The following is a 23,622-nucleotide window of genomic DNA, read 5'->3' as shown; positions in this document are numbered from 1 at the left end:
CGGTCGGTGTCGGGCGGGTGGCGCGGCGATGCGCCGCGGACTCAGCGCTGCGGAACGGTGTACTTGAAGCCGCGGTGCGAGCCCACGTAGCCGAGGCGCTCGTAGAACCGGTGCGCGTCGGCGCGGGCGGCGTCGGAGGTGAGCTGCACCATGACTGCACCGAGGGCGGGCGCCGCCGTGTCGCCGACCCAGCGCATGACCGCGGAGCCGATGCCCGAGGACCGGAGGTCGCTGCGGACCCGGACCGCCTCGACGAGCAGCCGCCGGGCGCCGCGGCGTGCCATCCCGGGGATCGAGGTGAGCTGGAGGGTGCCGACCACCGCGCCGCCGAGTTCGATCACGAGGAGGTCGTTCGACGGGTCGGCCAGGATCTCGCGGAGGCCGCGTTCGTACGCCGGACGGTCCTCGTCGGACGCCACGTCGCCGCGCGCGGCGCTGATCGGGTCGTCGGCGAGCAGCGCGATGACGGCGTCGGCGTCGGCCGCGGTCGCCCGCCGGAGCACGGCGTCCCCGCTCCTCGACGCGAACGGATGCGGAAGCGGGAGAGCGGCGAGCATGAGGCCAGTCTGCCAGCGGTGGATGCGGGACGGCGCCCGCGGGTCTGGAATCATGGCGGAGTGGATATCGGCAGCCTCCTCGGACTCGAGCAGCTCACCTGGGGGATGCTGATCCTCATCGTCGTGGCGGCGTTCAGCGCCGGGTGGATCGACGCGGTCGTCGGCGGCGGAGGGCTGCTGCAGCTGCCGGCACTGCTCCTCATCCCCGGCATCGCCCCGGTCCAGGCGCTCGCGACGAACAAGCTCGCCTCCGTGTTCGGGACCGCGACCAGCAGCATCACCTACTACCGCCGGGCAAAGCCCGACCTCCGTACGGCCCTGCCGATGGCGGCGATCGCGTTGGTCGGCTCGTTCGGGGGCGCGGCGGTCGCCACGGTGCTGCCCCCGGCCGCCTTCAAGCCGATCATCGTGATCGCCCTGCTGGCGGTGGCCCTGTTCACGGCGCTCCGGCCGCAGCTCGGGGCCGCGACGCAGCTGCGGTTCCACGGGCACAAGCACCACATCATGGCCGGGCTCGCGGGGCTCGGCATCGGGTTCTACGACGGGATGATCGGTCCGGGGACGGGCACCTTCCTCGTGATCACCCTCGTCGCGCTGCTGGGCTACGACTTCCTGCAGGCGAGCGCGAAGGCGAAGATCGTGAATCTCGCGACGAACGCGGGGGCGCTGCTCCTCTTCATCCCGCACGGCTCGGTGCTGTGGCTGCTCGGGGGCATCCTCGCGGTCGCGAACGTCGGCGGCAGCTACCTGGGCTCGCGGATGGCCATCTCCCGCGGCACGACGTTCATCCGCGTGGTGTTCCTCGTCGTCGTGGTGGCTCTCATCGCGAAGCTCGGCGTCGACGTGTGGAACGAGAACCTCGCCCCCCTCTTCGCCTAGTTCCCCCTCTTTCTCTTCTTTCTTCGCCGAGACCCCGGGTACGCGACGAGACCCCGGGCTGCCGGCGGCAGTGTCCCGGGGTCTCGGCGGTAAGACGGGGTCTCGGCGGGTCAGGCCTCGTCCTCGGGGGTGAAGTCCACACCGGCCTCGGCGCGCTGCTCGGGGGTGATCGGCGCGGGAGCGGAGGTGAGGGGATCGAAGCCGTTGCCGGACTTCGGGAAGGCGATGACGTCGCGGATCGACTCGGTCTTCGTCAGGTGCTGGAGCACGCGGTCCATGCCGAGCGCGATGCCGCCGTGCGGGGGAGCGCCGAACTTGAACGCATCGAGGAGGAAGCCGAACTGCTCCTGCGCGACCTCGTCGCTGATGCCCATGACCTCGAAGACCCGCTTCTGCACGTCCTCGCGGTGGATGCGGATGGACCCGCCGCCGAGCTCCGAGCCGTTGCACACGATGTCGTACGCGTAGGCGAGGGCCGATCCGGGGTCGGTGTCGAACGTGTCCTCGAACTCGGGCTTCGGGCCCGTGAACGCGTGGTGCACGGCTGTCCAGGCGCCAGCGCCCACTGCCACGTCTCCGGAGGCCACCGCGTCGGCGGCCGGCTCGAACATGGGAGCGTCGACGACCCAGGTGAAGGCGAACTCGTCCGGGTTCAGGTAGCCGAGGCGACGGCCGATCTCGACCCGCGCGGCGCCGAGCAGCGCCCGGCTCTCCTTGGTGGCACCGGCGGCGAAGAACACGCAGTCGCCCGGCTCGGCGCCGACGAACTCCGACAGGCCGGCCTGCTCGGCCTCGGACAGGTTCTTCGCGGCGGGGCCGCCCAGGGTGCCGTCCTCGTTGAACAGCACGTAGGCGAGACCGCGCGCGCCGCGCTGCTTGGCCCAGTCCTGCCACGCGTCGAGCTGCTTGCGCGGCTGGCTCGCACCACCGGGCATGCGCACCGCGCCGACGTACTCGGCCTGGAACACGCGGAACGGGGTGTCCTTGAAGTAGTCCGTCGCCTCGACGAGCTCGAGCCCGAAGCGGAGGTCGGGCTTGTCGGAGCCGTACTTCGCCATGGCGTCGGCGTACGTCATCCGCGGCAGCGGGGTCTGCACCTCGACGCCGATCGTCTTCCACATCGCCACGATGAGCGACTCCATGAGGGCGATCACGTCCTCCTGGTCGACGAAGCTCATCTCGATGTCGAGCTGCGTGAACTCGGGCTGACGGTCGGCGCGGAAGTCCTCGTCGCGGTAGCAGCGGGCGATCTGGAAGTACTTCTCCACACCGCCGACCATGAGCAGCTGCTTGAAGAGCTGCGGGGACTGCGGCAGGGCGTACCAGCTGCCCGGGTGCAGACGGGCGGGGACGACGAAGTCGCGGGCGCCCTCCGGCGTGGAACGGGTGAGGGTCGGGGTCTCGACCTCGGTGAAGTCCTCGGCGTGCAGCACGTCGCGGATCGCCTTGTAGACGTCGGACCGCAGGCGCAGCGCGGAGGCGGCGGCCGGGCGGCGGAGGTCGAGGTAGCGATACTTCAGGCGCGCCTCCTCGCCGACCGTCTCGGTGTCGGCCAGAGCGGTCGAGACCTGGAACGGCAGCGGCGCCGACTCGTTCAGCACCTCGACGTCGGCTGCGATGACCTCGATCTCGCCGGAGGGGAGGTTCGGGTTCGCGTTGCCCTCGGGACGTCGCGACACCTCGCCGGTGACCTTGAGGACGAACTCGTTGCGCAGCGGGTGGGCGATCTCCTCGTCGCGGATGACGACCTGGGCGATGCCCGACGCGTCTCGCAGATCGATGAAAGCGACGCCTCCGTGGTCACGACGACGATCGACCCACCCGGTGAGGGTGACGGTCTGACCGATGTTCTCGGCGCGCAGGGAGCCTGCGGAGTGGGTGCGCAGCACGGAGGATTCCTCCTGATCCGGGGAAAGATGAACCCGCCCAGTCTACGCGGGCGTCCCGGCCCTTCCCGGCCGGGTCGCCAGCGCGGAGCAGCGGCACCTCAGTAGGATCGCCACGACGAAAGGCGGACCCCCATGAACCTCTCCATCTCGGACGGCAACGGCCTTCCCGACCTGTTCGGCGCGATCTTCTCCGGCACGACGGGACTCATCGCCCTCATCTTCTACATCCTCGTCGTGGTCGGGCTGTGGAAGGTCTTCACGAAGGCGGGGTACCCCGGCATCCTCGCGATCATCCCGATCGTGAACGTCGTGTTCCTCGTGAAGATCGCCGGGATGTCGGGCTGGTTCGCCCTGCTCTACCTCGTGCCGATCGCGAACTTCATCCTCGGGGTCATCGTCGCGTTCAAGCTCGGCGCACGCTTCGGCAAGGGCGGGGTGTTCTCCTTCTTCCTGCTGTTCCTCTTCCCCTACATCGGCTATCTGATCCTCGGGTTCGGCGACTCCCGCTACCGCGAGGTCTGACGTGGCGGCATCACTTCTGCACCTCGTTCGCCACGGTGAGGTGCACAACCCGTCCCGCGTGCTCTACGGACGGTTGCCCGACTATCACCTCAGCACCGCGGGGGAGGAGATGGCGCAGGCGGCGGCGGAGCACGTGGCGGGGCTCGGCGATCCGGTGACCGCCCTGTTCGCGTCACCGCTGGAGCGTGCGCAGGAGTCGGCCGCCCCGTTCGCGGAGGTGTTCGACCTCGAGCCCGAGACGGACATCCGCCTGATCGAGCCGACGAACGTGTTCGAGGGCACCCGGATGCGGCGGTCGCTGATGAACCCGATGAACTGGTGGCACCTGCGTCAGCCGTCGGTGCCGAGCTGGGGCGAGCCGTACGCTTCGATCGCGGAGCGCATGCTCGGGGTGATGGACGAGGCGTGGACGGCCGCGGCCGAGATCCCGACCGCGGGGGACATCGTGATGGTGTCGCATCAGGCGCCGATCTGGATCACGCACCTCCGCGTCGCCGGCCTCCCGCTGCAGCACGACCCGCGGACCCGGCGTTGCGCCCTGTCAAGCGTGACCTCGTTCGCGCGCGTCGGCGACGTCTGGCGCGAGGTCTCGTACGCCGAGCCCGCCGCGACCGGCGGTGCTGTCGACGTCGGGGCCGTCTGACCCCCGTTCGAATCGCCTGAATGACCCCATCCGGCCCGGAAATGGGACCAATCGGGCGATTCGAAGTCAGAGGGACTGGAGCACCCCCACCGCGGCGAGCTGTCCCGCGGCGGCGGCGAGGAGGACCGAGGCCATCGGGCCGGGGAGGGTCGCGCGATGGGCGAGGTCGCCCGCCGCGAAGACCCCCGGAAGCGACGTCCTCCCGAACTCGTCGATCTCGATGGACCCCGACTCCAGGAGCCGCAGCCCGAGGTCCGCGGCGAAGGGCGCCCGGTGCCGCATCGTGCCGGAGGCCACGAACACCCCCGCGACGTCGAGGTCGCCCTCGGCGCTGCGCACCCGCACCCCGTCTCCGTCTCCGTGCGCGGCGACAGCCTCGACCGGAGCGGAGGCCACCTGTACCCCGAGCTCCTCCAGCGCGGTACGGTCCTCCGCGGCGAACGGCTCTCCCACCGGGACCACCGTGATCTCGCCGACGATACGGCCGAGCAACCCGATCAGATGGGCCGCCCGGGGAGCCGCCCCGAGGATCGCGATCGGCTTCCCGGCGTGCTCGTGTCCGTCGCAGAACGGGCAGCTGAAGACCCGGACCCCCCAGAGCTCGGCGAGACCCGGCACGGGCGGGAGGTCGTCCGCGACGCCGGTCGCCAGGATCACCCGTCGGGCGTCGGCCGCCGACCCGTCGGCGAGGTCCACCGAGAAGCCCGTCTCCGCGTCGCCCGAGATCCGCTGTGCCGCGACGTCCCGCGTCTCGACGTCCGCATAGGCCGCGAGCTCCGTGCGGGCCTGGGCGCGGAGGTCCGCCGGGGCCTTCCCGTCGGCGCCGATCATGTTGTGCATGTGTTGCACGGTGCCGTTGCGGTACTCGCCGGAGTCCAGCAGGAGCACGGGCCGGTGCATCCGTCCGAGGGTCAGCGCCGCCTGGAGTCCGGCCGGACCGGCACCGATCACGATCGCGTCGTACATGGGGGTTCCCTTCTCACGTCTTGCGTTCGGCACCAGTCTGTGACTTCATGTCAACATGAAGTCAAGCGACCCGCATCCCTGGTCCGTCGGCGAGGTCGCCGCACGGTTCGACCTGCCGACGAACGTCCTGCGGCACTGGGAGACGGTCGGCCTGCTGCGGCCGCCCCGCGACGCGGCGGGCCGGCGGCGGTACGGGGAGGACGAGGTCGTGCGCATCGCCGTCATCCAGCGCAGCAAGGCCGCCGGCATGAGCCTCGACCAGATCGCCGTGCTCCTCGACGACGGCAGCGCCGGGCGGCACCAGGTGCTGCAGCAGCATCTCGACGACCTCGACCGCCGGATGGAGGAGATGCGGCGATCGCGGGAGATGACAGAGCACGCCATGGGGTGCCGGGCGCACGACATCGCGACCTGTCCGCGGTTCCGCGCCGGGGTGGACGACGTGCTCGCGCGCTTCTGACTCCCCCCGGGGGTACCCGGCCGATGCATAGGAAGCTCTGCGTAAACTCGGAGACGTGTCCCGCGCTTCTAGGATTCACCCGATCCGCAACGGCCGCCCCTCCCGTCTTCGGCCCCTCGGCCGCCTGGGCGGAGCCGCGCTCGCTGCGGTGCTCGCCGTCGGTCTGAGCGCGTGCGCCCCCGACGCCGTGAGCGAGTCGTTCCTGAACGGCGAGAACACCGGCTACGTCGCCGCCGACGGCGCGATCGTCGAGATCCCCGTCGCCGAGCGCGGGGAGCCGGTCGAGTTCGCCGGGGTCACGGAGCACGGCGCGGACTTCGACAGCGCCGACATCGCCGGGAAGGTCGCGGTCGTCAACTTCTGGTACGCCGGCTGCGCCCCGTGCCGCGTGGAGGCCCCCGACCTGGAGGCGGTCTGGCAGGAGCACAGCGACGCGGACGTGCAGTTCATCGGCATCAACACGCGCGACCAGGCCGACACGGCGGTCGCGTTCGCCGACGAGTTCGGGATCACGTACCCGAGCCTCATCGACGTCGACACCGCCCAGGCCAAGCTCGCCTTCGCAAAGGTCGTGCCGATCTCGGCCACCCCCACCACCCTCGTGCTCGACAAGCAGGGTCGCGTCGCCGCGAAGATCATCGGGCCGATCGACGGCACCTCCGTGCTCTCCACGCTCGTCAAGGACGCGCTGGCGGAGGACTCCTGATGTGCGCGAGGTCGTCGTGAACCCCGACGCGATCATCGGATCCGGAGCCCTCTGGATCGCGGTCCCGGTGGCGATGCTCGCCGGACTCGTCTCGTTCCTCTCGCCGTGCGTGCTGCCGCTCGTTCCGGGTTACCTCGGCTTCCTCGGCGGAGCCGTCACGCCGCGGGGCACCTCGACGACCGGCGGCGGCACCACGCAGACGGCGACGCGCAGCCGCCTCGTCCTCGGCGTGCTGCTGTTCATCCTCGGCTTCACCGTGGTCTTCATCCTCTACACGGTGCTCGGCGGCACCGCCGGCGTGTTCCTGCTCCAGTGGGGCGACCTCATCACCCGCATCCTCGGCGTCGTCATCATCGCGATGGGCCTGGTCTTCCTCGGGCTCTTCGGGTTCGCGCAGAAGGAGCTCCGCTTCCACGTCGACTCGAAGGCCGGGATGGTCGGTGCCCCGCTCCTCGGCGTCGCGCTCGGCATCGGCTGGGCGCCCTGCATGGGCCCGACGCTGGCCGCCATCCTCGCGCTCTCCTTCAACGCCGGCGACCCCGTGCGGGCGGGCTTCCTCGGCCTCGCGTACTCCCTCGGCCTCGGCATCCCGTTCCTGCTCGTCGCCCTCGGCTTCGGCTGGGCGACCAAGGCCATCGGGTTCCTGCGCCGCCACATCCGGGTCGTGAACATCCTCGGCGGCGTGCTGCTGATCCTGCTCGGCGTGCTGATGGTCACCGGACTGTGGACCGACATCATGTCGCGGCTGACGGCGGTGATCGGCAGTGTCATCCTCCCGCTCTGACCGCTCCGAGACGACCATGACGAAGAACAAGGGTGCCGTGACCAACGACTCCAGCGATCCGCTCCGCCCGTCCGACCACGTCGACGGCGACGACACCATCACCCAGCCGCGCCTCGGATTCGTCGGCTGGCTGCGGTGGGGGTGGCGTCAGCTCACCTCGATGCGCACGGCGCTCGTCCTGCTGCTCGTCCTGGCGATCGCGGCCATCCCCGGATCGATCTTCCCGCAGCGGATGGCCGACCCGAACGGCGTGACGCAGTGGGAGCGCGACAACCCCGATCTGTTCCCGGTGCTCGACGGGCTCAAGCTCTTCGACGTGTACCTGTCGCCCTGGTTCTCGGCGATCTACCTGCTGCTGTTCACCTCGCTCGTCGGCTGCGTCATCCCGCGCATCAAGCACCACGCCAAGGCGCTGCAGGCCCGCCCGCCGCGCACGCCCGCGCGACTGCGACGCCTGGAGGACTACCGCGCCGTCACCCGCGACACCGTCGCCGACTCCGGCACGCGCACGGGCGACGCCGCCGCGGAGGCCGCCGCCTCCATCGACGTCGCCACGAAGCAGCTCAAGGCGCTCGGCTACCGCGTGGAGCGCTACGACCGCGGGCGCACGCACTCGGTGTCCGCCGAGCGCGGCTACTGGCGGGAGACGGGCAACCTGCTCTTCCACCTCGCCCTCGTCGGCGTGCTCGTGACGATCGGCGTCGGCGGCGGCTTCGCCTACACCGGCCAGCGCGTGCTCGTCGAGGGGGAGACCTTCGCCAACACGCTGCTCGACTACGACTCCATGAACCGCGGGCGTTTCGTGGCCGACGACTCGTTCGCTCCGTACTCGATGCGGCTGGACTCCTTCGACGTCACGTATCAGCCGTTCGGCGAGCCCGGCTCCGGCCAGGCCGGGAACTTCTCCGCGAACATGACCATCCAGGAGAACGGCGAGGAGCGCGAGGGCGCCGTGAAGGTCAACGAGCCCCTGGGCGTGGCCGACGACGACGTGTTCCTGCTCGGCAACGGATACGCCCCCACGGTGACGGTGCGCGACCCCGAGGGCAACGTGGTGTTCCACAACAGCACGCCGTTCCTCCCGCAGGACAACAACATGACCTCGCTCGGCGTGCTCAAGGTGCCGGACGGCCTGGCCGAGCAGGTGGGCCTCGTCGGCTTCTTCTACCCGACCACCGGCGTGCTCGACACGGGCGCCTTCTTCTCCGCCTACCCCGACCTCACCAACCCCACGCTCACGCTCGACGTGTACACGGGCGACCTGGGGATCAACGACGGCGTGCCGCGCTCGGTCTACGTGCTCGACACCTCCGATATGACCAAGCTCACCGGACGCAGCACCGACGTCGAGTCGATCGAGCTGTCCCCGGGTGAGACCGCGCAGCTGCCGAACGGCCTGGGCTCGGTGACCTTCGACGACGAGTCGCCGGAGGGCGCCACCGACACCTCGGAGTCCGTCAAGCGCTTCGCCTCCCTGCAGATCCACCGCGACGAGTCCGGGGTGTTCGTGCTCGGGTTCGCGCTGCTGGCCCTCGGCGGCCTCATGCTCGCTCTGTTCGTGCCGCGTCGGCGCGTGTGGGTGAAGGCCACCGCGGCGGACGGCGCGGTCGACCTCGAGTACGCGGCCCTGGCCCGAGGGGAAGACCCCACGCTCGCCCGCGCCGTGGACGACCTCCGCGCCGGCCACGCCCGGCTGCTCGACGCCGCGGGCGGCACGATCGCCCGTACCCCTGAAGATGCCGACGAGGACGCCGCGGACGCCGCCGCGGACCCGGCGGCCCCGGCACCCGGAAAGTAGACTGACACCATGCTCGAGCTCAACGTGATCTCGCCGGTCCTGCTCTGGACGGCGATCGCGATCTACGCGGCGGCCTTCGTGGCCTACGCCTTCGATCTCGCGCGTCGCTCGCAGGCGACCGCCGACGCCCACACCGTCCGCGAGGGCGAGCTCGTGGCCGCCGGTCGTTCCGGTGGTGCCGTCTCCGCTCCGCTCGATGCGACCGGAGCACCGACGGCGGCACCGCAGCGGTTCGTCATGGCCCGCATCGGCACCTCGCTCACCGTGCTCGGCTTCGTGTTCCACCTCGCGGCGACCCTCACCCGCGGTATCGCCGCGGGACGGGTGCCCTGGGCGAACCTGTACGAGTTCGCGATGGTGGGGACGCTCCTCATCATCGCCGTCTACCTCGTGGTGCTGACCCGCCTCGACCTGCGCTTCCTCGGCACCTTCATCACGGGCCTCGTGGTCGTCCTCCTGGGCCTCGGCGCGACGAACTTCTACGTCGAGGTCTCCCCGCTGATGGACCCGCTGAAGAGCGTGTGGCTCATCATCCACGTGTTCGTGGCCTCCCTCGCGACGGCGTTCTTCGCCCTCGCCTTCGCACTTTCGGTGATCCAGCTCATGCAGGCCCGACGCGAGCGGCTGCTCGGCGAGGGGGCGGCGAAGACCGGCCCGGGGTTCCTGCGCACCTTCCCGCCGGCGGAGCGCCTGGAGAGCCTGGCGTACCTGTTCACGATCATCGGCTTCATCCTCTGGACCTTCACCCTCATCGCCGGGTCCATCTGGGCGTACTACGCCTGGAGCCGCTTCTGGGGCTTCGACGTGAAGGAGACCTGGACCTTCGTGATCTGGGTGCTCTACGCCGGATACATCCACGCCAGGGCGACCCGCGGCTGGCGCGGCAACCCCTCGGCCTGGCTCTCGATCGTCGGCTTCACCGCGGTGATCTTCAACTTCACCATCGTCAACGTCTTCTTCAAGGGCCTGCACGCCTACTCCGGCCTGAGCTGATCCCATCGGGACGGAGCGTCAGCCGCCGAGGGGGATGACCTCGGCGTGCTCGACGCCGCCCTCGTACCAGACGAACTCGGCCTCGGTGACGACCTCCGTCGGGACGGGGGCGAGCGGACGGACCTCGGTGGCGGCGAGCTGCTGCCAGGTGTCGGGATCCAGCGTCTTGCCGTAGAGCACCGAGAGGTGGAAGGTCCAGTCCTCGACGGAGAGCTCATCGAGGCGGCGGAAGGCCGTCGTCCGGAGCACCTCCGTGAGCGAGGCGTACGCGTGCACGAGGGCGGGCGTGCGGGCGAGGCGCAGGATCACGATCTGCCACGGTGCGGGGAAGACGTCCACGGCGTCGGCGGCGAGTTCGAGAGGACCCTGTTCCGCGGCCCAGGCGCGGATCACGGCCCGCAGCTCGTCCCGACGCTCCGGCTCGAAGAAGCCTCGAAGCGTCACGTGCTCCGTGTGCGGATGCCGCAGCGGCGTGTCCAGACGACCGAGCGCGGCCTCCTGGACGGACCGGTATTCCGCGGCGACGGCCCCGGTCGGCCGGAGCACGAGATACTGCTGTCCTTCGAGACTCGCGAGCTGGTCCGGAGTGTCCATGAACGGTCGGCGCATGGCACGAGAGTACGGGTTATCGCCATCGTGTCCGGGCACAGTTTCGGAGATCGGACCCGACACGCCGCCGGCAGGGGAGGGCCGGCGGCGTGTCATCCGTGATGTCCGAAGATGTGCCCGGGGGTCAGGCGGTGACGACGGCGCGGGCCGTGGTCGTGCGGCGGACCGCGACGACCACCGTCGTGGCGACGAGCGAGAGCACGCCCCAGACGACGAGGGCGGCGACGGCGGCCCCGCTCGCCTCCACGAGACCCGCGAAAGCCGGTGCGGTCGGGAGAGCGGCCCCGATGCTGGCGAGCCCGTCGGGCACGGTCGAGATGAGTCCCGTCGCCACGGCGATGACACCGATCAGTGCGGCGATCCAGCGTCCGATGCCTCCGAACACCGCCACGAGGGCCTGGTTCACCGCGGCGAACACCACCCCGGCGAGGACGGCGGTTCCCGCGAACGCCCACCACTCCGCGACGTCGTAGTCGGCCACGATCTGCACGATGAGCGAGACGAGCAGACCCTGGGCCGCGCCGATCGCCGCGGCCGGCCAGAACGCACGGAGGGTGAGGGAGGCGGAGGAGCGTCGCGAGGTGAGGGTGCGCGCCGTGTGGGCACGGAGCACGAGGAACGACGCGAGGCCGCCGAACCACAGCACCACCGCGGTGAGCAGCGGGATCGCGGTGGGGCCGAAGAGCGAGCCCATCGAGGAGTCGGTCGCCACGGGGTCCGCGATCACCGACGCCAACGACGTCGACTCCTCGTCGCTGAAGGACGGAAGGGAGTCCGCCGCAGTGCGCAGTCCGCCCGCGAGGTCGCCGGTGCCGGTCGCGAGGGTGTCGAGGCCGGTGGCGAGCTCCGTGCTGCCGTCGGCGAGCTGGGTCGCGCCGTCGGCGAGCTGCGCCGCGCCGGACGACAGCGCCCGCGCTCCCGCCGCCGACTGATCCACACCCTCGGTCGCGAGGCGGTTGAGCCCGCCGGCGAGCTCGGTCGCCCCGGCGCCCGCCTGGCCGAGCTGGGTGGCCAGCGTGGAGAAGGACCCGGGAAGCGCGGCCACGCCCTCGGCGACCTGCTTGTCGTTGAGGATGCCGGCGGCGGTCCCGGCCGAGGTCGCTGCCGTCACCGCCTGCTCCGCGAGGGCGGAGAGCTGCTCGCACTCCGCCGAGCTCGGATCGGCGGCGCACGTCGTGGCCGCCATCGTCCCGAGACCCTGCGCCACCGCGGCGGACTCGCCCGCAGCGGACCCTGCGGCCGCGGCCGCCGACTGGATGCCGCCCGTGAGCTGCTGCACGCCGGCGACCCGGCCCTGGAGCTCGGTCGCCCCGGAGGTGAGCCCCGCACCGATGGTCCCGGCGCCGGTCGCCGCCTGCCGGGTCTGCCCCGCGATCGTGTCGAGGCCGGACGCGAGGGTCGAGGCCCCGGTGCCCAGCTCTCCGGCACCGGCGGCGAGCTGCGTCGCGCCCTCCGGGAGGGCCGCGGCGCCGGTCGCCGCGTCACGGGCGCCCTTCGCCAGCTCCAGGGCCCCATCCGCCGCGTCGCCGATCTGGTCGCCGATGGTGGTGAAGCCGACGAGGATGTTCTCGGTCGTGGCCTCGGACAGCGTGGTGCCGAGCGTCGAGGCGGCCACGTCGGCGATCTGCCCGGTGATGAGGTCGTCCGCCACGAGGCCGTCGTCGGGTGTCGTCACCTGGATCGTCGCCTGCTCCGCGTCCCCGCCGCCGTCCGCGACCGCCTGACCCGCGGAGGTCGCCGCGGCGGAGAAGTCCTCGGGGATCGTGATGACCGCCTGGTAGGTGCCGTCGGCGAGCCCGTCGGCGGCGTCCTCCTCGTTGGAGATGACCCACGTGAGGTTCGAGTCGAGATCGTCCGAACCCTCGACGAGTCCGGACGCGAGCTGTCGCCCGAGAGGCGCGGTCTGGCCGTCGATCTCGACGGGTTCGTCGAGGTTCACGATCGCCGCCGTCATGGAGTCGAGGCGCTCGGTCGGGTTGTAGAGCGCCGCCATGAGGATGCCGCCGATCGCAGCGGGCAGCAGCAGGACGCCGAGGATCGTGAGCCAGGTGATGGGCTTACGTGAGCGGGCGCGCTCGAGGGGGAGGGTCATGCGGGCACCTCGGTCGTTTCTGCGGCGCTCGGGCGGGGCGCGCGCGTGTCGAGTACGTCGGCGGACGGCCATCCGGCGTCCGCGAGGAGGGAACGGGCCGCGTCGGGGTCGGCGGCCGTGGCGAAGACGGCGAGCTCTCGGCGCGCCTTCGCATCGCGCAGCATCGCGGCGACCTGGTCGCGCTCGCCGCCGCGGAGCCGGTCCGCGCCGTCGATCACCACGAGCTCGGAACGACCGCGGAGGGCTTCGCGGAGGTCGGCGAGCGCCGGGGCGTCATCACCCGCGAGCACGCAGCCCACGTGGGAACGGACCCAGGCCGCCCGACCGGGGAGCAGGTGCCCGGCGACGCGGAGGCGTCCGTCGGCCGGAGCGATGCGGGCGCCGACGGTGAGAGCGAGGGCCCGCAGCGTCCCGGCGTCCGCGCCACTCGCGACCAGGGCCGCGCCGGGTGCGAGCCGCAGCGACAGTCGCTCCGTCGCCGCGGCGCCCGCGCCGAGCTCCAGGTCGTCCGCTGCGACGAGCGACCCGTCGCCCGGCCACGCCTCGAGGTGCCGCTCGCGTTCCACCGCCTCGCCCTCGATGTCCACGCGGGGGAGGATCCGCTCCAGCCACGACGGGATCTCCCAGGCGCGCTCGCCGAGGATCGCCATGAGCGCCGGGATCAGCGTCATGCGCACGAGGAAGGCGTCGAAGGCGATGCCCGCGGCGAGTCCGAGGGCGATGGGCTTGAGGGAGGAGTCGCCCTCCGGCACGAAGGCGACGAACACCGCGAACATGATGAGGCCGGCTGCCGTGACGACCTTCGCCGACCCTGTGAAGCCGCTCCGTACCGCGCGCAGCGCCGCGGCCCGTCGGGTGGCGCGGTTCACAACTCCCGCACCCGGGCGGAGGTCGGGATCGTGCACGAAGTCCTCGCGCATCCGTGACACGAGGAACACCTGGTAGTCCATCGCGAGGCCGAAGAGCACGCCCATGAGGATGATCGGCATGAAGCTGATGATCGGTCCGACCTTCGCAACGTGCAGGAGGTCGGCGAACCAGCCCCACTCGAAGACCGCCCCGACGACGCCGAAGGCGGCGACGATCGACAGCAGGTAGCCGGCCGCGGCGGTGATCGGCACCCAGAGGGACCGGAACACGATGGTGAGGAGGATCAGCGAGAGGCCGATCACGAAGATCCCGAACGGCAGCAGAGCCGCCCCGAGCTGATCCGAGATGTCGATGCCGACGGCGGTGAAGCCGGTGACCTTGAGGTCGATGCCGAACTCGTCCAGCCACTCGTCGTGGTGGCTGCGGAGCTCGCGCACGAGGTCGGCCGTCGCGGGGTCGTCGGGAGCCGTCTCCGGGATGATCTGGACGATGCCGGTGTCGGCGGTCTCGTTCGGCGTCGCGAGGGCGACCTCCTTCACCCCGGGAACCTCGGCCACGGCGTCTCCGAGGTCTTCCATGAGACCGAGCGGATCGGTGGAGGTGACGATGGTCCCGGTGAGGATGAGGGGGCCGTTGAAGCCGGGACCGAACTGCTCGCCGACGAGGTCGTAGTTCTGTCGCGCCTCGGAGTCCTTCGGCAGGACCCCGGCGTTGGGCAGGGCGAGGTCGAGGCTGAGGGCGGGCACGGCGACGATGCCGAGGCCGAGGACGACCGCGAGGGAGACGAGGACGGGGTGCTTCGTCACGCCCTCCACCCACCCACGGCTGCCGCGGGGCTTCGTCGCGGCGTCCTTCGCGGCCGCCTTCTTCGGGGTCTTCGCGCGCTTCGGTCGTCCGGCCACGCGGCCCTTGAGGAATCCGAGCAGGGCGGGGGTCAGGGTCACCGCGATCGCCACGGCGACCGCGACGGCCACGGACGCCGCGACGCCCATGGTGGTGAGGAACGGGATCCCCGCGAAGCCGAGGCCGATCAGCGCGATGAGCACGGTGACGCCGGCGAAGACGACCGCCGATCCGGCCGTGCCGACCGCGCGGGCGGCCGACTCCTCAGGTTCAACGCCGTCCCGGACCTGGTCCTGGTGGCGCGCGACGATGAAGAGCGCGTAGTCGATCCCGACCGCGAGTCCGAGCATCAGGGCGAGCAGCGGCGTGGTGGACGAGACGGTCGCGAAGGCGGTCGCCGTGAAGATCCCGGCCATGGAGATGCCGACGCCGAGGATCGCGGTGAGCAGGGGGAGTCCGGCGACGACGAACGACCGGAACGTGACGATGAGCACGAGGAGCGCGATGAGCAGGCCCACGGCCTCGGTGAGCGTGACGCCGGGGATCGAGATCGCGAAGAGGTCGCCGCCGAGGGAGGCCTGCGCACCGTCGGGGAGCTCTGGCGCGAGCTCGTCGACGGTGGAGCGCAGCACGTCCTTCGTCTCCTCGGAGACGTCGGTGGACTCGCCGTCGAACTGCAGGCGCACGATGGCCGCCGTGTCGTCGTCGTTGATCATGCCGTTGACCATCTCGTCGTACGGCGAGGTGGCGGCGAGGACCTCGTCGAGGTCGCCGAGCTCCGACACGGCATCCTCGATCGGCTCGCGGTACTCGTCATCGGTGATCTCGTCGCCGTCGGCGGCCACGACGATGAACTGCGCGTTCGTGCCGCTCACCTGGGGGAAGGAGCGGGAGAGCTGCTCGAGGCCGGCCTGGGATTCGGTCCCGGGGATGGAGAACGTGTTGTCGGTGCCGGCACCGAGGACCACGGCTCCGGCTCCGGCGATGCCGAGGGCGAGGAGCCAGGAGACGAGGACGCGCCACGGGTGGCGGAAGGACCAGCGTCCGAGGGACGAGAGAAGTGTGGACACGCGATTCTCCGTGGGGTGCCGGGTGGATACACAGGTGTATCCGATACATAGATGTATCGTAAGGTCATCCGCCATCCGGAGTCTGTGCACCGGGTGTGAATCGTCGAGAGGGAAGGCCAGGAGGTTCCGATGTCGTCACCCGCCACCCGCAGCCGGGAGAACACGAAGGCGCGTCTGCTGGAGGCCGCCGCGCAGGTGTTCGCCGAGGTCGGCCTGGACGGGGCCTCGGTCGAGGCGGTCTGCGAGCGCGCCGGCTTCACGCGCGGGGCGTTCTACTCGAACTTCGACTCGAAGGACGAGCTGTTCCTGACCCTCGCGGCCGGGGTCGCCGACGCGAGGGTGGCAGCCGTGCGGACGCGCGTGGAGCAGATGCGGGCGGACGGCGAGCTCGCCGACGACTGCGACCCGAAGGATCTCGTCCAGCAGATCATGGAGCTCGGCAGCGACGACCGCCTGGGCGTGATGCTGATGAGCGAGATCCGCATCCGCGCCCTGCGCGATCCGCAGTTCGGTGAGGCCTACCTCGCCCAGGAGCGCGAGATGGTGGCGAGCATCGCGCGCATCGTGGAGGACATCGTGGAGGCGGCGGGGACGCTGCGCCTCCGGCTGCCGGCCACCGACGCGGCGCGCATGCTCATGATCCTCTGGGAGGGCATGACCGTCCGCGGTGCGATGGCCGGTCGGGACGACGCGGCCCTGCGGCACTCCGGCGGCGAGGAGCTCGGGCGGCTCGTGGAACTCCTCGTCGAGTCCTAGGCGCTGCGGGCTGCGAGCAGCTCGTGGTGGCAGCGGGCCAGCCGGGCCAGCCACCACTCCCGCCGCTCGTCCGCGGCGGCGAGACGGGTGAGCGCTGCCGGGTCGGGGGACAGGCGTCCCACCGGGATCGCGCCGTCCACCGGGCGGAGGTCGGCGACGTCGTCCTGGAACAGGGAGGCCGTGCCCAGACCGCAGTCGTAGTCGAGGGTCGGGAGGGCGGCGGCCAGGGCGGCCCCCTGCGAGAGTCCGATCGCGGTGTCCAGCGCGCTGGAGACGACCGCGGGCAGGCCGGCGGCGGTGACGATCTGCAGGGCGTGGTTCAGGCCGCCCAGGGGCTGCGCCTTGATGACGACGATGTCCGCCGCGCCCGCGCGTGCGACGGCGAGGGGGTCGCCGGACTTCCGGATGCTCTCGTCCGCCGCGACCGGGATGCCCATGTAGGCGATCCGCCGGCGCAGCTCGACGAGTTCCGGCACCGACGCGCAGGGCTGCTCGACGTACTCCAGGTCGAACGGGGCGAGGGCGTGCACCGCGTGCTCGGCCTCGTCGACGTTCCACAGGCCGTTCGCGTCGACCCGGATGCGGCCCTCCGGCCCGAGCGCCTCGCGGACGGCCCGGACCCGGGCGACGTCGTCCGCCAGTTCCTGGCCGGGCTCGGCGACCTTGACCTTCGCGGTCCGGCAGCCGGCGAAACGCGCGAGGACCTCGGGCACGCGGGCGGCCCCGATGGCGGGCACGGTGGCGTTGACGCCGACGCGGTCACGCAGCGGTGCGGGCTGGAGTGCGTACGCGTAGTCGATCGCGGCCGCCAGCCAGGTCGCGGCCTCGGCGTCGTCGTACTCGACGAACGGGGAGAACTCGGCCCAGCCCTCCGGTCCTTCGAACAGCAGGGCCTCGCGGGTGTCGACGCCGCGGAAGCGGGTCTGCATCGGCAGGGCGACGACGCGGGCGGAATCGAGGAGCTCCGTGACGGCGGGGATCATGACCCCATTGTGCGCCACGACCGCCGCGATGATGTCGCGCGAGGGTGTGCCGTTGACAATGGTGTGTGACACACACTAATGTGATCGACATGAACGAGACGCTCGACACGCATCTGCAGGAACTGCGCCGCGGCACCGTGGTGCTCGCCTGCCTGCAGCTGCTGCGTACGCCGGAGTACGGGTATGCGCTGCTCGAGCAGCTCGAGAGTCGGGGCTTCGCCACCGATGCGAACACGCTCTATCCGCTGCTCCGTCGTCTGGAGAAGCAGGAGTACCTCACGAGCGAGTGGAACACCGACGAGGCCCGGCCTCGCAAGTTCTACCGCACCTCGGAAGCCGGGACCCGGCTCGCCGACACCCTCACCGACGAGTGGCGCGCGCTGACCGCCGCGATCGCCTCCCTCACCCCCGAGGAGAACTGACATGACCCCCACGAGCACGCTCACCGAGCGCTACATCAGCGCCACGATCCGCAGCCTCGCGCCGGAGGCGCAGGGCGAGGTCCGTGCCGAACTCGAAGCCGCCATCGCCGACGCCGTCGACGCGCGGCGCGAACAGGGCGAGAGCCCGGAAGAGGCGGAGCGCGCCGTCCTCACCGACCTCGGCGACCCCGGCATCCTCGCCGCCGGATACGCCGACCGCCCGCTGCACCTCATCGGTCCGCGCTACTACCTCACCTGGTGGCGGCTGCTGAAGCTGCTCCTGTTCATCGTGCCGCCGTTCGCCGCAGTGGGGGTCGCGATCGGGCAGCTCATCAGCGTGGGCGGCCCCGGGGAGGTCATCGGCGCGGTCGTCTCGGTCACCCTGTCGGTCATCGTGCACCTGTGCTTCTGGGTCACGCTCGTCTTCGTCGTGCTGGAGCGCACCGGCGCGGACACCGGCGTGCGATGGGACGTCGATCAGCTCCCCGAGCCCACGGAGCACGGGGCCGCGCGCGCCGACGTGATCGCCTCGCTCGTCTTCCTCCTCGTCGGCATCGGCGCGATCGTGTGGGATGCGACGCTCGGATTCTTCCCGACCGGCGGCGACCCGATCCCGATCCTGGCGCCCGCCCTCTGGCCGGTGGGCATCGGCATCCTCCTCGCGCTCATGATCGCGGAGGCGGGATTGGCCGTCGCCGTGTACGCGCGTCGGCGGTGGACCGTCGCCGCGGCCGTCGTGAACACCGTGCTCGCCGTCGCCTTCGCGGTGTGGGCCCTCACCCTGCTCCTGCAGGGGGAGCTGCTCAACCCGGCCTTCCTGGAGTTCGTGTTCACGGACAACGGGGTGGAGGCCGACACGATGCGCGTGCTCACGGTGATCACCGGCGTCTGCCTCGTGGCCTTCCCGGCCTGGGACATCGTCGACGGGTGGATGAAGACGGCGCGTGCCCGGGGAATAGGCTGAAGACCGTGACCGATGCCTTCGTCTCCGACCTGTTCGATCCCGCCGAGTGGGAGCTGGCGCCCGGCGCCGAGCACTACACCGACATCACGGCGCACGTGAGCCGCGACGGCGGGGTCGCCCGCATCGCCTTCCACCGGCCGGAGGTGCGCAACGCCTTCCGCCCGCACACGGTCGACGAGCTCTACCGTGCGCTCGACATCGCGCGGCAGGACGCGCGTATCGGCGCGGTGCTGCTGACCGGCAACGGACCGAGCGCGAAGGACGGCGGGTGGGCGTTCTGCTCCGGCGGTGATCAGCGCATCCGCGGGCGGGACGGGTACAAGTATGCTTCGACAGGCTCAGCAACCCAGGGGGAAGGAGCCGCCCCCGCTGTCGGGCGGCTGCACATCCTCGAGGTGCAGCGGCTCATCCGGTTCATGCCGAAGGTCGTCATCGCCGTGGTCCCCGGGTGGGCGGCCGGCGGCGGGCACTCCCTGCACGTGGTCTGCGACCTGACCATCGCGTCGGCCGAGCACGCGCGCTTCAAGCAGACGGACGCCGACGTCGGCAGCTTCGACGCGGGATACGGCTCCGCCTACATGGCCCGGCAGACGGGACAGAAGTTCGCGCGGGAGGTGTTCTTCCTCGCCGAGGAGTACTCGGCGCAGCGGGCCTACGAGGCCGGCGCCGTGAACCGCGTCGTGCCGCACGCCGAGCTCGAGCGCGAGGCGCTGAAGATGGCGCGCACCGTGCTGACGAAGTCGCCCACGGCGATCCGGATGCTGAAGTTCGCCTTCAACGCGGTCGACGACGGGCTCGTGGGGCAGCAGGTGTTCGCGGGCGAGGCCACCCGTCTCGCCTACGGCACGGACGAGGCCGTGGAGGGGCGGGATTCGTTCCTCGAGAAGCGCGCCCCCGACTGGTCCTCGTTCCCCTGGCACTACTGAGTCCGCACGAGAGACGGAGCCGACCGTGACCGCGCTGATCCCGACCGACGCCGAAGACACCGGGCTCCTGCGGGAGGCGCTGCTCCGGGCGCTCGACGACGGACCGGCCCTCGGCTTCGGCATGCTCGCCGACGCTCCGGCGCAGGTGGACGACGGCATCGCCGCGGTGATCGCGACGTCCGGGTCCAGCGGCGTCCCGAAGCGGGTGGCGCTGAGCGGCGAGGCGCTGCGGGCGAGTGCGGAGGCCACCGCCGCCCGGATCGGCAGCGGTCGCTGGCTCCTCGCCCTGCCGGCCGGCTACGTCGCGGGGCTGCAGGTGATGGTGCGGTCGATCCTCGCGGGCACCGAGCCGACCCGGATCGAGGGGCGGTTCGCGCCACGGGCGTTCGCCGAGGCCTCGCGGAGCATGCTGCGCGCGACGGCCTCCGGCGTCGTCCCCGCGCTCTACACCTCCCTCGTCCCGGCGCAGATCGCCACGCTCCTGGACGCGACAGGCGAGCCGGGGGTGCTCGCGGCGCTCCGGGCCTACGAGGCGATCCTCGTCGGCGGCCAGGCGCTCCCGGAGCCGCTGCGGGAGCGGGCGGCCGACCTCGGGGTGCGTCTCGTGCGGACCTACGGCTCGACGGAGACCAGCGGCGGCTGTGTGTACGACGGCGTCCCGCTCGACACCGTGAACGTCCGCGCGGTGGACGGCGAGCTGCGGATCGCCGGCCCCATGCTCGCGGAGGTGTATCTGGGCGACCCGGCGCTGACCGCGCGCACCTTCGTCAGGGACGAGCACGGCATCCGCTGGTACCGCACCGGCGACCTCGGGCTCATCGAGGACGGCGTCGTGCGCGTGCACGGTCGCGCGGACAATGTGATCGTGTCGGGCGGCATCAACATCTCGCTCGACCGGGTGGAGCGCATCGTGCGCGCAGTGCCCGGACTGCATCAGGCCGTGGTCGTGGGCGTCGACGACGAGCGCTGGGGAGAGGCCTCGGTCATCGTCGCGGCGCGCGGGGAGTCCCTGCGGCGCAGCGAGTCCGAACAGCTCGCCCAGGCCAGGGAGGCGGTGGCCCGGGAGATCGGCGCCCACGCCCGTCCGTCCCGCCTGATCCTCGTGGACGAGCTCGACGTCCTCTCCTCCGGCAAGCCCGACCGCGAGGCGATCCGCCGCATGGTGTCGTCCCTCTAGCCCTTCGGCGGGAGTGCCAGACTGAGCGCATGGCCTCGTATACGCATGGACACCACGAATCCGTCCTCCGCTCGCACAGTGTGCGGGACATCGCGAACTCGGCGGCGTACCTGCGGCCGCACCTCACCGCGCAGACCCGGCTCCTCGACGTGGGGGCGGGACCCGGATCGATCACGGTGGACTTCGCCGGAGAGGTCGCGCACGTCACCGCGACTGAGATCGACGACGCCGCGCTGTCCCTCTCCCGCGACCTCGCCGCCGCGCGGGGAGTCGCGAACATCGCCTTCTCCGTGGAGGACGTGCACGCGCTGAGCTTCGCCGACGACTCCTTCGACGTGGTGCACGCGCACCAGGTGCTGCAGCACGTCGCCGATCCGGTGCAGGCGTTGCGGGAGATGCGCCGGGTAGCGAAGCCCGGCGGACTCATCGCCGCCCGCGACGCCGACTACGCGGGCTTCCTGTGGTTCCCGGTGCTCCCGGAGCTCGACCGCTGGCTCGCGCTCTACCGCGCCGCCGCCCGGGCGAACGGCGGAGAGCCGGATGCCGGCCGCCGCCTCCTGGCCTGGGCGCGGGCGGCGGGCTTCGCGGACGTCACGGCGACGGCGTCGACCTGGTGCTACGCGACGCCGTCCGAGCGCGCCTGGTGGGGTGGGATGTGGGCCGACCGCATCCTGGAATCGGCACTCGCCCGGCAGCTCGTGGACCAGGAGATGGCGTCTGCGGCCGACCTGCAGGAGATCAGCGACGCCTGGAAGCGCTGGGCCGACGACAGCGACGGCTGGTTCCTCGTGCCGCACGGGGAGATCCTCGCCCGCGCCTGACGGATACATCCCGCGACGGATGCCGCCCTCGACCCGCTCGCGTAGCGTGGGGGAGTGATCCGTCCGCTGTCCCGCACCGGCCTCGTCCTCGACATCGTCGGGGCGGTGCTGCTGTTCGCGCTCCTCACGCCGCTCGGGATCGTCTTCTACGCCCCGCAGCCCGGGATGGAGGCCTCATCGGCGGGCAGCGCGATCGGCCTCGTCGCGTCGTCGGTGTTCCTGTTCGGCGGGGTGGCGATCGGACGCCTGGCTCCCGGTCTCGCGCTCGCCGCGGCCTGGGCCGGAGCCCTCGTGCAGATGCTCGCCGGATTCGGGCCGCTGCCGACCGACTTCGCGATCCTCCTCGTGCTGTACGCGACCTCCGCGTGGGGCACCCGCCGCGTGCTCTGGTGGGGGTTCGGGTCGGTGATCGTGGGCGGCATCGTCGCCGCGCTGTACATGGTCGTCGTCGGGGGCGTCATGTTCGGCTCCGGCAGCGGGTGGGAGCTCGTGACCGGCGGCACCCTGCTCGTCGCGGCCTCCATCATGGCGCTGGGGTTCGCGTGGGTGTGCGGCCTCCTCTGGCGGGTCGTGCTGCGCAACCGGCGCACGCGTTCGGCGCAGCTGCAGGCCGAGGCCCTGGCCGCCGAGGAGCAGGAGCGGGTGCGCATCGCCCGGGACATGCATGACGTCGTGGCGCACTCGCTCGCCGTCGTCATCGCCCAGGCCGACGGTGCCCGCTATGCCGCGGCGGTGAAGCCGGAGATCGCGACGGAAGCCCTCGGCACGATCGCGCAGACCGCCCGCGGAGCCCTGAGCGACGTGCGGATGCTCCTCACCCAGCTCCGCCATCGTCAGGGCGACGGTCCGCAGCCGACCCTCGCCGATCTCGAGACGCTGTTCGCCCAGGTGCGCCAGGCCGGCATCGAGCCGCGGGTCACCGTCGATCCCATGCCGCCGGGGGAGCCGCCGGGGGCCATCCAGCTCGCCGTCTACCGGATCCTCCAGGAGGCGCTGACCAACGCGATCCGCCACGGTGACGGCGCGGTGGACGTGCACCTCGCGTGGCTCCCCGATCGCGTCGACATCGAGGTCCGCAACACCGTCGCGCCGGAGTCGACGCCGGGGACCCCCGGAGGACACGGCCTCATCGGCATGCGCGAGCGGGCGCAGCTCGTGGGCGGTAGTCTGCAAGCCGAGCGCCGTGGTGCGCAGTTCGTCGTCCAGAGCAGCCTTCCGATCGGAGCCCCGCAGTGATCAGAGTCGTGCTGGTGGACGACCAGGCGCTGTTCCGGGCCGGGATCCGCATGCTCGTGGCCTCCCAGCCCGACCTCGAGGTCGTGGGAGAGGCGGGCAACGGCCGGGAGGCTCTCGACGTGGTCGCCGCGACCCGGCCGGACGTGGTCCTCATGGACATCCGGATGCCGGTGATGGACGGGCTGACCGCGACCGCGGAGATCCTGTCCCGCCCGGAGCCCCCGCGCATCGTCATGCTCACGACGTTCGACCTCGACGAGGCGGCGGCGCGGGCGATCCGGCAGGGGGCGAGCGGCTTCCTCCTCAAGGACGCCGATCCGGAGTTCCTGCTCGCCGCGATCCGGACCGTGCACGCCGGGTCGAGCGTGATCGCAGCCTCGGCGACCCGCGAGCTGTTCGAGCACTTCGCGGAGGCTCCGAAGCCCGTGCCGCCGCAGTACGCCGAGCTGACCGAGCGGGAGCGGGAGATCTTCGCGCTCGCCGCCCGAGGTCTCTCGAACGCCGAGATCGCCGCGCGGGAGTTCCTCAGCGAGGCCACGGTGAAGACCCACATCAGCCGCATCCTCACGAAGCTCGCCCTCCGCGACCGTGTGCAGCTCGTCGTGTTCGCCTTCGAACACGGCCTCGCCTGACGCCGACCCACCCCCTTCCGTTCG

General features: G+C 71.5%; 23 protein-coding genes. 16 read left to right on the top strand and 7 right to left on the bottom strand.

Annotated elements, in window-relative coordinates; genetic code table 11:
- Positions 1–41: 41 nt before the first annotated feature.
- Positions 42–557, bottom strand: coding sequence for a GNAT family N-acetyltransferase (locus ACIQID_RS07495; RefSeq protein WP_312673617.1), 516 nt, complete (start codon positions 555–557; stop codon positions 42–44).
- A 105-nt stretch (positions 558–662) separates the two neighbouring features.
- On the opposite strand from ACIQID_RS07495, the gene ACIQID_RS07490 reads away from it, so the two are divergent.
- Complete coding sequence (locus ACIQID_RS07490) at positions 663–1,436, top strand: sulfite exporter TauE/SafE family protein (RefSeq protein WP_400285717.1); 774 nt, start codon at positions 663–665, stop codon at positions 1,434–1,436.
- 110 nt (positions 1,437–1,546) lie between these two features.
- On the opposite strand, the gene aspS is transcribed toward ACIQID_RS07490, so the two are convergent.
- The gene (gene aspS / locus ACIQID_RS07485; protein WP_400283417.1) at positions 1,547–3,325 is read right to left on the bottom strand and encodes an aspartate--tRNA ligase; all 1,779 of its coding nucleotides are present in this window, start codon (positions 3,323–3,325) and stop codon (positions 1,547–1,549) included.
- 132 nt (positions 3,326–3,457) lie between these two features.
- Between aspS and ACIQID_RS07480 the strand changes: the two genes are divergently transcribed.
- Positions 3,458–3,847 (top strand): DUF5684 domain-containing protein, encoded by a 390-nt coding sequence (locus ACIQID_RS07480; RefSeq protein WP_126894018.1) that lies wholly within the window; start codon positions 3,458–3,460, stop codon positions 3,845–3,847.
- A gap of 1 nt (position 3,848) precedes the next feature.
- A complete protein-coding gene (locus tag ACIQID_RS07475) occupies positions 3,849–4,490 on the top strand; it encodes a histidine phosphatase family protein (protein WP_312673615.1) in 642 nt (213 codons plus the stop codon).
- Positions 4,491–4,556: 66 nt separating this feature from the next.
- On the opposite strand, the gene ACIQID_RS07470 is transcribed toward ACIQID_RS07475, so the two are convergent.
- On the bottom strand, positions 4,557–5,456 hold the full coding sequence (locus ACIQID_RS07470) for an NAD(P)/FAD-dependent oxidoreductase (protein ID WP_400283413.1): 900 nt from the start codon (positions 5,454–5,456) through the stop codon (positions 4,557–4,559).
- Between the two features lie 55 nt (positions 5,457–5,511).
- Between ACIQID_RS07470 and ACIQID_RS07465 the strand changes: the two genes are divergently transcribed.
- The 5 genes from ACIQID_RS07465 to ccsB are packed head-to-tail and all read left to right on the top strand — an operon-like array spanning position 5,512 to position 10,197.
- Positions 5,512–5,916 carry a MerR family transcriptional regulator gene (locus ACIQID_RS07465; RefSeq protein ID WP_400283410.1) on the top strand — a complete coding sequence of 135 codons (405 nt, stop codon included), beginning with the start codon at positions 5,512–5,514 and terminating at the stop codon, positions 5,914–5,916.
- A 55-nt stretch (positions 5,917–5,971) separates the two neighbouring features.
- On the top strand, positions 5,972–6,622 hold the full coding sequence (locus tag ACIQID_RS07460; RefSeq protein ID WP_331202307.1) for a TlpA disulfide reductase family protein: 651 nt from the start codon (positions 5,972–5,974) through the stop codon (positions 6,620–6,622).
- Between the two features lie 16 nt (positions 6,623–6,638).
- Entirely contained in the window at positions 6,639–7,406 is a 768-nt protein-coding gene (locus ACIQID_RS07455) for a cytochrome c biogenesis CcdA family protein (RefSeq protein ID WP_400285714.1), read from the top strand.
- A gap of 16 nt (positions 7,407–7,422) precedes the next feature.
- Positions 7,423–9,204 carry a cytochrome c biogenesis protein ResB gene (locus ACIQID_RS07450; protein ID WP_400283407.1) on the top strand — a complete coding sequence of 594 codons (1,782 nt, stop codon included), beginning with the start codon at positions 7,423–7,425 and terminating at the stop codon, positions 9,202–9,204.
- A gap of 9 nt (positions 9,205–9,213) precedes the next feature.
- Complete coding sequence (gene ccsB, locus ACIQID_RS07445; protein WP_105949304.1) at positions 9,214–10,197, top strand: c-type cytochrome biogenesis protein CcsB; 984 nt, start codon at positions 9,214–9,216, stop codon at positions 10,195–10,197.
- Between the two features lie 18 nt (positions 10,198–10,215).
- On the opposite strand, the gene ACIQID_RS07440 is transcribed toward ccsB, so the two are convergent.
- The 3 genes from ACIQID_RS07440 to ACIQID_RS07430 all read right to left on the bottom strand — a co-directional run bounded on the left by ACIQID_RS07440 (position 10,216) and on the right by ACIQID_RS07430 (position 15,681).
- Complete coding sequence (locus ACIQID_RS07440) at positions 10,216–10,806, bottom strand: 2'-5' RNA ligase family protein (RefSeq protein WP_400283403.1); 591 nt, start codon at positions 10,804–10,806, stop codon at positions 10,216–10,218.
- A 124-nt stretch (positions 10,807–10,930) separates the two neighbouring features.
- Entirely contained in the window at positions 10,931–12,898 is a 1,968-nt protein-coding gene (locus tag ACIQID_RS07435; protein ID WP_331202310.1) for a YhgE/Pip domain-containing protein, read from the bottom strand.
- Positions 12,895–15,681 carry an efflux RND transporter permease subunit gene (locus ACIQID_RS07430; protein WP_400283400.1) on the bottom strand — a complete coding sequence of 929 codons (2,787 nt, stop codon included), beginning with the start codon at positions 15,679–15,681 and terminating at the stop codon, positions 12,895–12,897. Before ACIQID_RS07430 ends, ACIQID_RS07435 begins: the two co-directional genes overlap by 4 nt.
- A 129-nt stretch (positions 15,682–15,810) precedes the next feature.
- Here ACIQID_RS07430 and ACIQID_RS07425 point away from each other — a divergent pair, with 129 nt between their 5' ends.
- Positions 15,811–16,437, top strand: coding sequence for a TetR/AcrR family transcriptional regulator (locus ACIQID_RS07425; protein WP_025104438.1), 627 nt, complete (start codon positions 15,811–15,813; stop codon positions 16,435–16,437).
- Here the strand turns inward: ACIQID_RS07425 and ACIQID_RS07420 are convergent.
- Positions 16,434–17,420 carry an o-succinylbenzoate synthase gene (locus ACIQID_RS07420; protein WP_400285711.1) on the bottom strand — a complete coding sequence of 329 codons (987 nt, stop codon included), beginning with the start codon at positions 17,418–17,420 and terminating at the stop codon, positions 16,434–16,436. The genes ACIQID_RS07425 and ACIQID_RS07420 overlap by 4 nt on opposite strands.
- 89 nt (positions 17,421–17,509) lie before the next feature.
- On the opposite strand from ACIQID_RS07420, the gene ACIQID_RS07415 reads away from it, so the two are divergent.
- Genes ACIQID_RS07415 through ACIQID_RS07385 form a run of 7 tightly spaced genes read left to right on the top strand, consistent with a single transcriptional unit; the run spans position 17,510 to position 23,598 of the window.
- Positions 17,510–17,842, top strand: coding sequence for a PadR family transcriptional regulator (locus ACIQID_RS07415; RefSeq protein ID WP_136051756.1), 333 nt, complete (start codon positions 17,510–17,512; stop codon positions 17,840–17,842).
- A 1-nt stretch (position 17,843) separates the two neighbouring features.
- Entirely contained in the window at positions 17,844–18,806 is a 963-nt protein-coding gene (locus ACIQID_RS07410) for a permease prefix domain 1-containing protein (protein ID WP_400283396.1), read from the top strand.
- A gap of 5 nt (positions 18,807–18,811) precedes the next feature.
- On the top strand, positions 18,812–19,732 hold the full coding sequence (locus ACIQID_RS07405; protein ID WP_400283393.1) for a 1,4-dihydroxy-2-naphthoyl-CoA synthase: 921 nt from the start codon (positions 18,812–18,814) through the stop codon (positions 19,730–19,732).
- Positions 19,733–19,757: 25 nt separating this feature from the next.
- Positions 19,758–20,909 carry an AMP-binding protein gene (locus tag ACIQID_RS07400; protein WP_400283390.1) on the top strand — a complete coding sequence of 384 codons (1,152 nt, stop codon included), beginning with the start codon at positions 19,758–19,760 and terminating at the stop codon, positions 20,907–20,909.
- Positions 20,910–20,938: 29 nt separating this feature from the next.
- Positions 20,939–21,730 carry a class I SAM-dependent methyltransferase gene (locus ACIQID_RS07395; protein WP_400283387.1) on the top strand — a complete coding sequence of 264 codons (792 nt, stop codon included), beginning with the start codon at positions 20,939–20,941 and terminating at the stop codon, positions 21,728–21,730.
- Between the two features lie 54 nt (positions 21,731–21,784).
- The gene (locus ACIQID_RS07390; protein WP_400283384.1) at positions 21,785–22,966 is read left to right on the top strand and encodes a sensor histidine kinase; all 1,182 of its coding nucleotides are present in this window, start codon (positions 21,785–21,787) and stop codon (positions 22,964–22,966) included.
- On the top strand, positions 22,963–23,598 hold the full coding sequence (locus tag ACIQID_RS07385) for a response regulator transcription factor (protein ID WP_025104430.1): 636 nt from the start codon (positions 22,963–22,965) through the stop codon (positions 23,596–23,598). The genes ACIQID_RS07390 and ACIQID_RS07385 overlap by 4 nt, the downstream gene beginning before the upstream one ends.
- Positions 23,599–23,622 lie beyond the last annotated feature (24 nt).

Origin of the sequence: Microbacterium sp. NPDC091676 (assembly GCF_044756645.1) — a bacterium.
GTDB classification, from domain to species: Bacteria; Actinomycetota; Actinomycetes; order Actinomycetales; family Microbacteriaceae; genus Microbacterium; species Microbacterium paraoxydans_D.
This window is presented reverse-complemented; position numbering and strand designations above follow the sequence as displayed.

Coding starts and splice junctions, on each gene's coding strand:
- ACIQID_RS07435 (WP_331202310.1), bottom strand. CDS start 12,898: ATGACCCTCCCCCTCGAGCGCGCCCGCTCACGTAAGCCCATCACCTGG.
- ACIQID_RS07420 (WP_400285711.1), bottom strand. CDS start 17,420: ATGATCCCCGCCGTCACGGAGCTCCTCGATTCCGCCCGCGTCGTCGCC.
- ACIQID_RS07440 (WP_400283403.1), bottom strand. CDS start 10,806: ATGCGCCGACCGTTCATGGACACTCCGGACCAGCTCGCGAGTCTCGAA.
- ACIQID_RS07480 (WP_126894018.1), top strand. CDS start 3,458: ATGAACCTCTCCATCTCGGACGGCAACGGCCTTCCCGACCTGTTCGGC.
- ACIQID_RS07425 (WP_025104438.1), top strand. CDS start 15,811: ATGTCGTCACCCGCCACCCGCAGCCGGGAGAACACGAAGGCGCGTCTG.
- ACIQID_RS07490 (WP_400285717.1), top strand. CDS start 663: ATGCTGATCCTCATCGTCGTGGCGGCGTTCAGCGCCGGGTGGATCGAC.
- ACIQID_RS07495 (WP_312673617.1), bottom strand. CDS start 557: ATGCTCGCCGCTCTCCCGCTTCCGCATCCGTTCGCGTCGAGGAGCGGG.
- ACIQID_RS07410 (WP_400283396.1), top strand. CDS start 17,844: ATGACCCCCACGAGCACGCTCACCGAGCGCTACATCAGCGCCACGATC.
- ACIQID_RS07415 (WP_136051756.1), top strand. CDS start 17,510: ATGAACGAGACGCTCGACACGCATCTGCAGGAACTGCGCCGCGGCACC.
- ACIQID_RS07470 (WP_400283413.1), bottom strand. CDS start 5,456: ATGTACGACGCGATCGTGATCGGTGCCGGTCCGGCCGGACTCCAGGCG.
- ACIQID_RS07450 (WP_400283407.1), top strand. CDS start 7,423: ATGACGAAGAACAAGGGTGCCGTGACCAACGACTCCAGCGATCCGCTC.
- ccsB (WP_105949304.1), top strand. CDS start 9,214: ATGCTCGAGCTCAACGTGATCTCGCCGGTCCTGCTCTGGACGGCGATC.
- ACIQID_RS07395 (WP_400283387.1), top strand. CDS start 20,939: ATGGCCTCGTATACGCATGGACACCACGAATCCGTCCTCCGCTCGCAC.
- ACIQID_RS07465 (WP_400283410.1), top strand. CDS start 5,512: ATGAAGTCAAGCGACCCGCATCCCTGGTCCGTCGGCGAGGTCGCCGCA.